Annotated in this window: 11 protein-coding genes; all 11 read right to left on the bottom strand. The window is 62.6% G+C overall.

What is annotated here, in order from left to right:
* Positions 1-7 precede the first annotated feature (7 nt).
* The 11 genes from JMY24_RS30175 to JMY24_RS30125 are packed head-to-tail and all read right to left on the bottom strand — an operon-like array spanning position 8 to position 12,219.
* Complete coding sequence (locus JMY24_RS30175) at positions 8-640, bottom strand: type 4 pilus major pilin (RefSeq protein ID WP_413231278.1); 633 nt, start codon at positions 638-640, stop codon at positions 8-10.
* A 13-nt stretch (positions 641-653) separates the two neighbouring features.
* Positions 654-1,784 (bottom strand): type II secretion system protein, encoded by a 1,131-nt coding sequence (locus tag JMY24_RS30170; protein ID WP_128597359.1) that lies wholly within the window; start codon positions 1,782-1,784, stop codon positions 654-656.
* Positions 1,781-4,057 carry an ATPase, T2SS/T4P/T4SS family gene (locus tag JMY24_RS30165; RefSeq protein WP_128597358.1) on the bottom strand — a complete coding sequence of 759 codons (2,277 nt, stop codon included), beginning with the start codon at positions 4,055-4,057 and terminating at the stop codon, positions 1,781-1,783. The genes JMY24_RS30170 and JMY24_RS30165 overlap by 4 nt, the downstream gene beginning before the upstream one ends.
* A gap of 16 nt (positions 4,058-4,073) precedes the next feature.
* Complete coding sequence (locus tag JMY24_RS30160; RefSeq protein ID WP_128597357.1) at positions 4,074-4,853, bottom strand: hypothetical protein; 780 nt, start codon at positions 4,851-4,853, stop codon at positions 4,074-4,076.
* Positions 4,840-6,168: a hypothetical protein gene (locus JMY24_RS30155; protein WP_128597356.1), complete on the bottom strand. Its 1,329-nt coding sequence runs from the start codon at positions 6,166-6,168 to the stop codon at positions 4,840-4,842. The genes JMY24_RS30160 and JMY24_RS30155 overlap by 14 nt, the downstream gene beginning before the upstream one ends.
* Before the next feature lie 8 nt (positions 6,169-6,176).
* A complete protein-coding gene (locus JMY24_RS30150) occupies positions 6,177-7,805 on the bottom strand; it encodes a type II secretory pathway protein (RefSeq protein WP_128597355.1) in 1,629 nt (542 codons plus the stop codon).
* A gap of 3 nt (positions 7,806-7,808) precedes the next feature.
* Complete coding sequence (locus JMY24_RS30145) at positions 7,809-8,372, bottom strand: toxin co-regulated pilus biosynthesis Q family protein (protein ID WP_201703423.1); 564 nt, start codon at positions 8,370-8,372, stop codon at positions 7,809-7,811.
* Positions 8,369-8,803 carry a lytic transglycosylase domain-containing protein gene (locus JMY24_RS30140; RefSeq protein WP_128598709.1) on the bottom strand — a complete coding sequence of 145 codons (435 nt, stop codon included), beginning with the start codon at positions 8,801-8,803 and terminating at the stop codon, positions 8,369-8,371. Before JMY24_RS30140 ends, JMY24_RS30145 begins: the two co-directional genes overlap by 4 nt.
* Positions 8,800-10,107, bottom strand: coding sequence for a TrbG/VirB9 family P-type conjugative transfer protein (locus tag JMY24_RS30135; RefSeq protein WP_201703422.1), 1,308 nt, complete (start codon positions 10,105-10,107; stop codon positions 8,800-8,802). The genes JMY24_RS30140 and JMY24_RS30135 overlap by 4 nt, the downstream gene beginning before the upstream one ends.
* Complete coding sequence (locus JMY24_RS30130; protein WP_236597588.1) at positions 10,104-10,904, bottom strand: transglycosylase SLT domain-containing protein; 801 nt, start codon at positions 10,902-10,904, stop codon at positions 10,104-10,106. Before JMY24_RS30130 ends, JMY24_RS30135 begins: the two co-directional genes overlap by 4 nt.
* A gap of 19 nt (positions 10,905-10,923) precedes the next feature.
* Complete coding sequence (locus JMY24_RS30125) at positions 10,924-12,219, bottom strand: TraB/TrbI/VirB10 family type IV secretion system protein (protein WP_201703421.1); 1,296 nt, start codon at positions 12,217-12,219, stop codon at positions 10,924-10,926.
* Positions 12,220-12,226 lie beyond the last annotated feature (7 nt).

Below are 12,226 nucleotides of genomic sequence, written 5' to 3'. Positions count from 1 at the left end.
GGCGCCCTTAGTTATTGTGAGTGGCGTACATGCCGATGCTGGCTGTCGCACCGGCCGAAGCGCATGCCGTACCTGCCGTCGCACCGCCGAACGGCGTGTTCGGGTCATACACAGTTGTCCCGTTGACGGTCACCTTCGCATAAGCGCCAGCGACGGCACCGATCGACAGCGAACACACCGTACTGGGCACCGGATAGGTCACGATCATGGCGTCGTCCGTCGACGCGATCGTTCCTGGCACCGCAGTCACTGCACCGCCGAAAATTCCCGTCAGCGCCCCGGTTGATGTGTTCACGCGGGAATTCGCCGAGTCAAACGCATGGTTCTTCGCAAGCGTCTGCTGCGTCTCGCTTGAAAAATCGACGTCGCTTGAGGTCGCGTCCTGAATGCCACTGCGAAAAAGCTGCGCTTCGCTCTTGAACTGATGCGCGTGGATACGATCCATCACGAACGAACGCCCCTGATAGACGACAAGCGCAAGCAGCGCCGCGCCAGCCATCACGGCTGCTCCCTCGATCAGCGACAGTTCGCCCGACTGCCGGCGGCGGCGGCCCATCCTGGTCAGTGACGATTTGCGCTCAGCTGAGGCCGATGAGATTGCCGCGGTAGAAGCGCTTGTCTTTGGCATCGTGTTGTTCATGTTCATTTATTCCTCAGTAATTGGCGCCAGCCGACGATGACGAATCGAAACTGACTGCACCGGTCGCAACGTACGACCCGATGCCGAAAACGAAAAAGAGTGAGACTGCAAAGCCGAGCAGCACGTAGTGCGTGATGCGGGCGTTGCGGCGGACCGTCGCGACTACGCGATCCAGTGAGTTGCGACCGAGCGACTTGATCGCCTGCACGAACTGGTCACGACCGGCCGCGTCCGCGATCGTGTCCATCACCGTTTCAGAAAAGATGCCAGTGTCGAGCGCACGCATCGTCTCGTCCGGACGCTGGGTGAGCTTGCGGCCCATCCGGTTCAGGTGCCATTTGAGCCACGGATCTGCCGTCTTCGTCAGCCGGTTGAGCGACGCGCGCAAGGTCAGGTTCGAGTCGAAGAGGCCTGCCAGCGAAACAATCAGCAAAGCGGCGCGGAGGTCGCGCCGGTTGCGCCACATCAGCGGCATCGAATCGACCTTGTTTCTCAGGTGCCCGGTCCAACGCTTGAGCGTATGAAAATATCCGAAGACCATTCCGCCGACGATCGAGCCGCTCAGCCACCAGTAGTGATACGCAAAGCTGTCGAACGCATAAAGCGTCTGCGCAAACGGTGACCATTCCGAGACCGGCTTCGTATCCGCGACGGCCGGAAAGATCCTGCCGCCGAACAGCATCGCGTAAAGGTACATGTAGACGATGAGCAGCGCCGGGTAAGCCATCTGCAGCGATGTGGTCGTGGCCAGTACCGCTTTCGCGTTCGCCGCCATCTCCGCAAGCTCGAGGCCGCGGATCGCCGCATCCTGTTGCGTCGATGCACCCGCGATTTCCAGCAGCGCATATTCGTCGGTCGGGATGTACGGCCTGATTGCGTTCGCGAAGTTGTCCCCCGCCACCATCCGTTTGGCGATAGCCTGAAAGACCGGCCACGCCAGTCCTTTGCGATTGCGGTGGCGCTTCTCAAGCGTCGTCAGCCGCTCAAGCAGCGTCTCCCGATTGCGCAGGCCTTTCGCGGCCACATCGAGCCGCGTTTCGCGGTAGAAGCCCTCGCGCAATTTGCTGAAACGCCAGATCGCCACGCGCATGCGTTCTTTCTGCGGCAGCATCATGAAGACCGTGTAGACGAGTCCCTTGATCACGACGGCATCCTCCCGTCACGGTCTGCGAAAACCTTGTACTCGTCGAAAGAGCGCATCGTGGTATCGATGAAGCGCGGGTCGATGATCCCCTGCGACGCCTTGTAAAGGGCGTGCTCGTAGATCGTTTTTCCCGTCATGTCGTCATCGTCGAAACCAGACACGCGTGTCGAACGCCAGACCTTCTCCGCGTTGCGCCAGTCGCGTACCGCCACGAAGTCCAGGAATTCCAGCGTCGGCCGGAAGATCTCCATCGCCAGCGTCTGCCCCTTGGTGCCGGCAGCTACTTTGCCTGCGCGGGTGAAGAGGCCCTTCAGGCGACAGTGCTCGCAACCAGCTTCGTCGCGGCATGCCATCGTCGACGTGTCGAGCCCGAACTTCTTCTCGAGCGTGTCGACCTGCGTTGCGCTCAGCACGTCACGCGCGGGAACCTTGCAATGCGGGCACAGCAGCGGAATGAGCTTCTGGTTGGCGACTGCGTTGACGAACTTCTCCGACGACATTTCGTCCATCGGCAACTGCAGACGGCCGCCTGCGAGCCGCATGAATGCGCCGATGGCACTGTCCGCGTGCAGGGTGGTTCTGACCGGGTGACCGGTCAGTGCCAGCTCCGCGACGAGAGCCGCCATCACGCGGTCGCGGATCTCATTTACGGTCAGGTCATCCGGGTCCATCCGCATCAGCGTGCGAATGACCTCGGCCCCTTTGCGACTCGCGTCCTCGTCCGACTCGTCCGGCCGGCGCGGAATCGAAATTTCCGACAGCCACGGATGCGGGTACTCCGACGGTTCGCTCACGACATACTGCTTGCGCAGGTCGCGCGACGACAGCATGTAGGAAAGCGCGCGCAGCAGTGTCGATTTTGCTGAGCCGGTTTCACCGGTGAAGATCGATACCCCGCCACTTACATTGCATAACGAGTCGAGGATCTTCAACTGGCTGCGTGTGAGACCCATCTGGTCCGGCATCAGCAGTTTGAGATTCCGGAAGTTGCCGTCGAGCAGGCGCAGGGCGACGTCGAAACCGCCAACGAGCGGCGAGCTTTGCCAGCGGATGTTGAGAATGTCCGTGTGCACAACGAGCGGGATCATGGCCGACTGCGGCGCGCTCGGCTGGAATGTCTCGCCCGAATTCGTGTTTCGTGCAACGAGATCCTGATAGGACGCAGACAGGGCACGGCGCACCAGCGACTTGGACAGTTTGCGATAGGTGTAAAGGTCGCCGTTCACGCGGAAACGCACTTCGACGTCGTCGTTAAAGTCGCGGTACTCGTAGTGGATGTCGCCGGCACCATATTCATGTGCGGCCTCCGCCACATCACGGAACGTGCCAATCGCGCGCGACGTTTCCGGGACGATGGCCGCGGAGCGATTGCGCTCGCGCCCGTAGATCGCGGAGATGACTGTCTCGACCGCGATCATCTCTTCATGCATCTTGATATCGGCGCGCTCGAGATCCTTCAGGTACGTCGGATAGAGCGCCGACTCGTGGAACGCCTGGGTCGTCACGACGATCGCCATGCCCGCCTGCACTTCGACTGCCACGAACTCGCGGCGAGCCCCATCAGTGATGCGCAACGTTGCATCGGCGCCGCGTTCGCTCAGGATGCGCTTGAATGCGAGCGCTTCGGCCGACGGCAGTTGCGGCAGTCCAACCGGGATCAATTCCGGTTCCTGCTGCACTATCGGCTCGGCATGCGCATGAATTTCGTGCACCCCGTCTGCCAGCGGTGAGGATGTATTGCCATCATCCAGCTCGGGCAACTCCGGCTTCGCGCGCAGGTCAGCCTCCGGATAAGCTGGACGACGCGCATCCCCGGCGGCGACTTCAACCGTTGCCTCTGTGTCGTTGGTCGACGTTGCGGGCGCAGCGTCAGCAGCCGTAGCAGCGACTCTCGTGTTGCCGTCATGTAGTGGCCGCTCGTCTGCCCTCGCCGACGGTTCGTTCATGTGCTGGTCGAACGGCCGGGCGTCCGGTGAATGCAGAAATTCCGGATTGCCGTCCTCGTGCGCGTCGACGTCACTGACGTCGGCCATCCGCAGGCGCATACCGAGCGTCATCGGTTGCCCCGGCTGTACTTCAACCGGTTCGGCCTTCACCTTCGTGCTTTTCTTGCTGAAGCGCGGCTCACGATCAGCGGCATCCACCTTGTCCGACCCGGCAATGGGCATGGACGACGCTGAGTCCTCCGAGAAACCCGCCCGAAACGCGCGCAGGCGCCCGAAGATGCCGCCAGTCGACGGCTCGTTCTTCTCGATTCCAGAAAACATACTCATGACTCAGCGTCCCTTGTTAGCGAGCAATAGCGGAAAGAGGAATGTTCGGAGGCAGCGGGCCCGACAGATCAGGCAAACCTCGAACCGCCAGCCCGCCCGCTCCGGATTGCTGGACGTCCTGCGCGGGGGTGCCGCCACTGATGGTCTCGGTCCAGGTGCGCGCCCCCTTGCCCGTCCCGTCAGCCACGGTCACCACGAAGCCGTCGACGCGCTTCACTGTCCAACCGTTAAGAAGCCTGGCGCCGACGTGTGCGGGATACGACGCATTGCGATACTCATAGAGCACGGACTGCCCGCTCACGTCGCTGAAGGCGCCAACGAACCGCACAGGTTCCGCGCGCGAACGAACGGGCGCAGGCTTGCTATTCGCGGGAGGTGCAGGAGCAGTGGCGGGCGCCGCGGCCGGAGCAGCACCATTCAGAGCCACACCACCGGGCAGCGCGTTCCCGTTGCCCGCCAGTTGCCGCGCGATGGACGAACGCGCGATCCGGTCCACATCCTCGATGGAAAGGCGGGACTCTGACGGCACAGTTGCCGACGCAGGCGCAGCGGTCACAGGCGTGACGGTTGCGGTCTGTGACGCTGTGGACTGTGAGACTGCGGCCTGCGAGGCCACGCGCGTATGGGCAGCTGCATCGGCACCCGGCGATTCCGCGCTCAGATCGAGATCTGCCGACGGCATATTTGAGCTGACCGCCTGTGGATGCGTCGCCTTCATCTTTGGCTGGGCATTGACGGCGACCGAAGCAACCATCAAGGCGCACGCGAGCGCCGGCAGGACTTTAGTTGAGAACATAGTATTTGCCCCTGGCTGTGAAATGGATACCGTTCTGGATGACCGCCTCGCCGCTTTGCGACCTGTTCGCGCCGGCCTCTCCGAGCTTCAGCTCAACGGCCATCGTGTCCAGCGTCATGTTCGACGGCAGCCTCGCCAGCAACGGCGATTGCCATCGGTATCCGCTGATGGTCCATTCGCCCACGCGGATCATCTGCGCCGGGCGGGAGTCGTTGGCGCCCATCGGAGCCGCGAGGAGTGGCTTCGGAGGCTCGAGGTGCACCGAGTAGCCGTAACTGTCGAGTTCGAACGGCTTTGCGGAAAGCCTCTGTGGCGGTGTCTGCAAGGCGTCGATCAGCCCCTGCTCCGTGGGCCAGGCGCTCTGGTCTTTCGCAGCGACGAACGCGACTGCGGGAACCTGAGGACCGCGCGCCCCGGCATGCAGTCCGTCCGCATCGAAATGCAGCGGGCGCATCGACTCCGGAGCGGTCTGTCGAAGATCGTCGAAGCTGCCGCCGTAGCGGCGCAGCGTCAGTGCGCAATAGCCCTCCGTGCCGCACACCGCCTTCTCAAACACAAAGCCTGCAACGACCGTCTCACTGTTGCCGAGCGTCGCAAGCAGCGCAGGCGCGAGCAGATTCGCGCGCGGCATCTTTGCCGCGAACGTCTGACGCACCTGCGAGGCATACTTCTCCTCGAACGACGGTTCGCGCGGCGCCGGTGGCGGCGGCGGATTGAGAATGTCGACCAGTTCGATGCCGCCAAAAATCACTGCGGCACCAATCACCACGATGGACACAATGGAAGGAACGCTGGCGGGCACCTTGCCAATGCGCGCGCTTCTGCGCGCATCAAGCAGCGCGGCCGCACCGAAGCTCTCGTCGACGTCTCCCACGGCCGGCCCGGAGCCCAGTGTCGTGAGCGGCAGGTTCAGCTTCAGACATTCCTGCTCGATGGCAAGCTTCCTCTCGTGGGCCTGCGGTACCGTGAGCACCTCATCGCTGCGCACGACCCCGCGTACCACGAACACGACGTGCACGCGCTGCTCGTCCTGCAGCAGGACAGCCACGGCCGCCTTGCCCTTCACGCGGTCATGCTGTGCAATGCGCGCGGCGCCCGAGTAAAGTTTGGCGCCCTTGAGCTCGGCCATCTCCGGCGCGCAGAAGCCACCGATGACGTCCTTGCCGTTCCTGTATTCGACGTAATGGGTCGCGCCAAAGTCATCGGCATAGCGACGGCGATCCGCCCGCATCTGCCGCGACGGATACGCGCGCCACTCGAGCCCGAAGACAAGACGCGCGTTCTTTTCGCGCGGCAGTGGATCCGTGATGTGCATGAGCCCGCTCACATCGACGGGACGACCGAAGCCGTCAGCATGATCACCTGGAACGTCTTCACCTTGTTCCACAGACCCGTGATACCGGCGATGCCCCCATTCGTCGTGCTGTCGGCGTGATCGGTCATCTCGCCGTACAGTACGACCGTCTGGCCATCGGCCAGCGCGACGATCTGATCGTCCTTGCTGCCAACGGTGTGCGCAAGCTGGATGGTCTGCTGCGTCTGGCCAGAGCCGACCGACTTCTCGGTGAACGGACCGTTCAGCTTGGAACTGTCGCTCCAGTACGCGAGCACGATCTGGTTGTGATCGTTCACCGACGGGAGGATGTTGACGAAATCGCCGGTCGTCACGGTGCCCGGGTTCAGGCCGGGAACGCCGCCCGACGTCGCCGTCAGGCTGCCAGCGGACGACGTCGTCGATCGCAGATAGTCGTCGCTCTGGAACGAAGCGATGGACACTGGCAGGCCATTAAGCGTGAGCTTGGTCTGCGTGTTGTCCTGCACCGTGCGCCCGTACTGGTTCAGTGCGTTGATGACCGCATTGGTGCCGGAGAACGGCGCGTTCGGGCGCAACACGGACATGCCGAGCGTGCCACCACCAGACGACAGCGACGTGGGCGACGTAAAACTGATCGCGTACTTGGCGAGGCCGCCCTCAATTGCGTTGAACACGACATCGGCATTGGCGCCTGCCTGGCTGCCGCGGTTCAGTGCAATCTGCAGGGTACGCACGCGGATCGCGACCTGACGCGTCGATACCGCGTTTTCCTGCGCGAGCAGCTTGCCCATCGCATCTGCGGCCTCGCGCGTGTCGTGGACCATGACGAGACGGCTTTGCGGATTGACATTGACGCTGCCCATGGGCGAGCGCAGCTTGTTCAGCGCGTCCGTGATCGACTGGATCTGATCGAACTGACCCTGACGGCCCGTCGAGGTCTGCGCCGAGAAAGAACCCGTGTCACCGCTTCCTCCACCACCGCTGCCATTCGCCTGATTGCCCGTGGACGTGTCCATACCCTTGGACATGGTGGACTTGATGGAGACCTTGCCCGGAATCGCGGCGATCTGGTACATGCGGGTCACAAACCGCGTGATATTGATGGTCGAGCCATCGAACGACCAGTCGAGCCCGAGGTCCTGCGTCATGCGGGTCAGGTACTCGCCCGCCGGGCCGTCAAACACCTGCGCATAGTGGGGCTTCTCATAGTTGCTCGCGCCGTTGCCGCCCGGTGCGGACGACGACTTGCCACCCGACGATGCGCCCTCGCGCGGCACGAGCGAACTCCGCGGCACGAAGACGTCAGGGCTCAGATGAACGGCATAGCCTGTCGCGCCAGAGACCAGGTTAGCGATCTGGTTGATGTCGAGGTTCGCCGGCATCGTGATGCGCTTTTCGCGAAACGTCGCCGGCAGTGTCGCTTCATACGCGACCGGCACGAGGCGATCGCCGAGGAACGCCGTGGGCACATCTTCAACGAGCGCCATCGAGCCGGGCAGATTATTCATGGCAGCGCTCGCCGTGCTGTTTGCAGAGTCGTAGGCCGAATTGACATCGCCTTGCGTGACGGCGCAGCCGGCGATGACCAGCGAGCAAGCAGCCGCAATGGCAGTCCTCAAGATGAAAGCGTGGCGCATCGGTTACTCCTGACAGTTGGCCGCGCGAGCCACGACGCGGATTACGTTGTTCGAAGGATGACGGCAGATGCGTGTCGGCACCCGCATGTGGTTGGTCGCTTTCATGACCTGAACAAGGACCGACGTGAAGTCGCCCGTGAACGTCGCGTTGAACTCAAGCGGCAGGTCATCGTCGACCTTCCACGCGAGTTGCCATCCTTGCGTCTGTAGCCATCGGTCGAGGGCGTTGCGCAGGTTGCGGTCGGAAGGCGACACAGAAAACGTCAGCGCACCGCTCGAAGCCGCTGTGGCCGTTGGCAAAACGACCGGCGCCACGGCCACCGCCGCCGGCGAGGCAGTGACGGGCGAGGTCGAAGCGCCCGCGGCTACAACAGGTGGCTCACCGGACGTGGTGGCAGGCGGAATACTGGACAGGACCTGCCAGCCGTCGCCAGCGGGCGCGCCGACGCGCGACGGGTTCGGGTCGTTCGCGGCATTCGTCCATGCGGGCCCGGCCAGCAACAGCATTGCTGCAAGAACGCGCGCGATCACGCGCACCCGATCATTACGTTCGATGGTCACATTCATTGTTGTTGCCCCAGCCGCTGCAGGCGGCGATAAATGGCGTTCGCGTAAATCAACTGCTTCTGCGTCGAGACCGCGTTATAGGCACCGACGGCCTTCCATGTCGGGCCGAACTGCCGGACGTTCGATGCAAGAATCCACGTGCCGACATAGCCGTTCACGCACGCGTTAAAGAGGTCCTGACGACGGATTCCATACCGCGCGAGTCGCGGCAGCCACGATGAATTGATCTGCATCAGGCCAATGTCTTCAGTACCGTTGCTGTTCACGTTCACTGCGTTCGCACGCATCCCCGATTCGTGCTGTGCAATCGCATGGACAAGCTGCGTACTCACGTGCTGGTACGCGGCAGCGTCATCGAGGCAGTCGGCGTGCGCGAGCGGCCCGTACAGTGCAGGGACCGCAGCGACGAGAACAGGAATCACGCACCTCATGATTTCGCCGCTCCGGATGCAGCCGACGCCGTTGTTGGTGTGCCCGCTGGGGGCCGTTCGAAATACTTCACGTCGTGACGGCGTGTGACATTGACGGTGGTGCCATCGGCCGTCACGATGAACTGGTCGGCAGTGCCGTTGAACATGTAGTAGCGGCCCTTCTGCTCACCCGAACCGAGGTGTTTGACGTCACTCACATGGACCTGCACGACCGAGTCGGCGAACTTGAAGAATGTCTGGCCGTCGCGGTCGAAAACCGCCTCGAGATGCGCTGCGCTCGCCGCGTCAAAGTCGTACACCGTGCCCGCTGACCGGCCCACCTCGACCACTCGCTTACCGTCGGAAACGAGCATGCGTTCGGCGCGCTCGACCGTCACGACAGGAGCACCGTCGTCCCATTTCGGATGCAGCGACCGACCTTCCGGCGTCCTGAACGTCAGTTCGGTTGCAGGCTTTGCCGCGAACCGGATCTGCGTGTGCGTGTCGTCGCCGTCGCGGATAGCCTGTGCGCCGAAGTATTGGGCGAGCATTGAAGGTTGTGGCGGAGCTACGACTGATCCGCTGGCCGCGTCTTCCTTCGTTGCGCCCGTTTGCGCCATCGCATCTGCTGGCGGTTTCTGGCCTGCCGCATAATTCAGCGCGCCGGACTTCGGCGCGTCACGATGCAGCCTCACGTGCCGTGACGTGAAATCGACGTCGGCGTAAAGGCCGCATTGCGCCACCAGGCGGTCGAGCGCCTGCATCCAGTTCTCGCCCACGCGCGTGGAGAAGCTGCTGCTGTCAGTAAGATCCACATCTTTTTGCGCAGCTCCGGTCCAGCCTTGCGGCACCAACGCCTTGACGATCGCGGCCACCGGCATCGAGCCTTTGAGTGCACGCACCGGCTCCAGCGACCCGTGGGAGCCGATCAGCACAAGTCGATTCGTGAAGCCGTCGAAGGCTGCTGGCTGATCATCGCGCAACGAAGCGAGCGGCCCGCGTGCGCCGGCACCGATAAAGGCGTTGGCTTTCGTCCAGCGCGCACTGGCCGAGCGACCGGCCACCGTGTAGGTGATCGTTTCGGGCGTACCGTCAACGACGACATACGGGCCTTCCTGATGACCACCCGCCGCTGTGATGACCTGGCCCGCGCGCGGCTGGATATACGTCTTTGCGCCGTCGTTGAAAATGAGCGCGGGGCGCTCTGCAATGCCCCCGGCGATCTCGTAATCGAAGTCGAACGGATCGGTGTTCGCAGCGTGCGACGTCACAACCACGGACAGCGTGGCGCAGGCGAAGGCCGTGCGGAAAATGGTGTGCTTCATAATCCGGCCTGAATCTGGTTGAGGTGTTTCGCAAAGCGCGCGAGATACGCCTGGCCCGGAACCGGATTGGCGCTGTGGTAGTAGGCGATCGCCTTGGCAACCGAATGCGTCTTGCTATAGTTTTCGTTGAGAATTTCTTCTGCGACGCGAATACTTGTCGCCGGCGCCAGCGCGTCCCACGGCGAAGCAAAACGGCGGGCGTGATACGCCCAATTTATTTGCATAATGCCGACGTCAAAATCGCTGCGACCGTGCGCAATCAGCGACTGCACGACGCGATAGGCGTCTTCGCGTGTCTTGAAGAAGAAACCCCGCCCCGCAATGTTCAGGGTCCAGGGCCAGGCGCGACCGTTAAGCCCTGATTCGTTCAGTGCAATACCCGCGAGCACCTTGGGGTCGACACTGTTATGCATCAGTTCAAACGGGGTTGCTGCGCTTGCGCATGCCCAGCCACCGCGGCCCTCGGTCATTGCCGCCTGCGCGTCGTCGTCAAACACGACAGGCTGCAACCAGCCCTTGCTGACCAGCAACTGCTCAAGCGAAACGTCGTGTGCGTCGACGGTCACCGTGATGCCTGCGTCGGGGTTACTCGCGACTTGCTGGCCGAGGAGCGGCGTTGCCCAGGTCTCGAACGCTTTCAGGCCGCACCAGAAAACCGGCTTTCCGTCCAGAGTGGCGAGCGAACGGGCATTGCCCTGCGCGAGAACGATGTTCGTCGGGCTGATCACTTCCGCAATCGTAGCGGCGCGTGCAAGGTGAAAATGCGCTGCAAGCGCGGCCACCAGCAGGCCCATCATCCAGCGGTTTGCCATCCAGTTATTCATCGCGATACGGCTCCAGCACGATGTCGCGATTGACCTTCAGCATGAAACGACGCCGGCCCGGATCCGAGGTGATCGTCGGCGGGATGTTCTTGTAGCGCTCGAGAATCGACTGTGCGGTTTGTGCGGCGACCTGTCCGCCCGTGCTGCTTACCTGGGTGACGCCGAGCGGACTGGAAGTCGTCGCGGCGTCGCTGTTGTCGTATTTGCGCAGCAGGATCGCGACGAGGAACGAGGTACCGAAAATCTTGAAGAAGTGGTTGTTAACGTCACCCGAAAAGCCCGCAGCGCCGTCACCGTCCGCGCCCTGTGCGCCAAAGAGCGGCACATGTTTTCCGTTGGGAAGGCGCAGTTCCGTCGCCGCCACGAGAATGCTTTCCTGCCCCGGCTGGATGTCCGAGCTATACGGCGCGGTGATAAAGCTGCCTTTCGGGATCATCAGACAGTCGCCGTGAATGCTGTCGTACACGTCTTTTTCGACCATCAGCGAGGCGGTGCCGGGACGATCGGAATTCAGACGCTCGGTCGACAGCACGCCAATGTGATGCGGAGGCGACAGCACACAGCCGCGTGCCTGACCGACGAAACCGGCACGCGCGAAGTCCTGACCGCCAGACTGTGCGGACACGTTTTTGATAAAGGCCGAATCGTGATCCTGAGTCGAATACGGACGTGCGGATTGTGGCTGACTGCCGAAGCCCGCTCCGGCAAGTGCTGCCGACACCCGGTCGCCGACTGACCCGGCCGCTGCCTGCTGTGCGGCTGCCTGTTGTGCTGCGACCTGGGCCGGCGTCAGTATTCCTGCGATCTGGTTCGGCGGCGTGGGCGCTGTATCCTTGACCTTCAGGCCCGGCTTGAAAATCGGCGACGCGAAGATGGCGTCTGTATCCGACTCAGCCTTAGTCTGGCGCGACTGCTGATCGTTAATGAAGCCGTCGGCTGTGAGGGCCGGCGCGGCATTCGGTGTTGCTCCCGTGGACGGCGCGCGCGCGGCGGCTGCCGCACGTGCCTCGGACGCAGCGGCCTTGCGCGCCGATTGCATCTGATCTTCAATCGTCTTGTCGAGATCCTGCGGATTGTTCGACTTGTCGACGACCTCGGCGGCCTTGGCTTTCTTCCGGAGCGCCGCTTCTTCGTCGACCTTCGCGCTCTCCTTGACCTGGTAGTAGAAGCCGAGCCCCGCAATCACAATAGCCGCGACGCCGCCCACCGCAAATAGCGCATTGCGAGGCGATTTACCCTTGAAGAGGGTTGCGCGCTGATTGTTCTGTTGGCCGTTCGGTTGGTTCATGGTCTCT

This window comes from Paraburkholderia kirstenboschensis (assembly GCF_904848585.1).
Taxonomy (GTDB): Bacteria; Pseudomonadota; Gammaproteobacteria; order Burkholderiales; family Burkholderiaceae; genus Paraburkholderia; species Paraburkholderia kirstenboschensis.
This window is presented reverse-complemented; position numbering and strand designations above follow the sequence as displayed.

Bases quoted from the DNA above. Each gene is read 5' to 3' on its own strand.
- JMY24_RS30175 (WP_413231278.1), bottom strand. From the start codon at position 640: ATGAACAACACGATGCCAAAGACAAGCGCTTCTACCGCGGCAATCTCA.
- JMY24_RS30165 (WP_128597358.1), bottom strand. From the start codon at position 4,057: ATGAGTATGTTTTCTGGAATCGAGAAGAACGAGCCGTCGACTGGCGGC.
- JMY24_RS30160 (WP_128597357.1), bottom strand. From the start codon at position 4,853: ATGTTCTCAACTAAAGTCCTGCCGGCGCTCGCGTGCGCCTTGATGGTT.
- JMY24_RS30155 (WP_128597356.1), bottom strand. From the start codon at position 6,168: ATGCACATCACGGATCCACTGCCGCGCGAAAAGAACGCGCGTCTTGTC.
- JMY24_RS30150 (WP_128597355.1), bottom strand. From the start codon at position 7,805: ATGCGCCACGCTTTCATCTTGAGGACTGCCATTGCGGCTGCTTGCTCG.
- JMY24_RS30145 (WP_201703423.1), bottom strand. From the start codon at position 8,372: ATGAATGTGACCATCGAACGTAATGATCGGGTGCGCGTGATCGCGCGC.
- JMY24_RS30140 (WP_128598709.1), bottom strand. From the start codon at position 8,803: ATGAGGTGCGTGATTCCTGTTCTCGTCGCTGCGGTCCCTGCACTGTAC.
- JMY24_RS30135 (WP_201703422.1), bottom strand. From the start codon at position 10,107: ATGAAGCACACCATTTTCCGCACGGCCTTCGCCTGCGCCACGCTGTCC.
- JMY24_RS30130 (WP_236597588.1), bottom strand. From the start codon at position 10,904: ATGATGGGCCTGCTGGTGGCCGCGCTTGCAGCGCATTTTCACCTTGCA.
- JMY24_RS30125 (WP_201703421.1), bottom strand. From the start codon at position 12,219: ATGAACCAACCGAACGGCCAACAGAACAATCAGCGCGCAACCCTCTTC.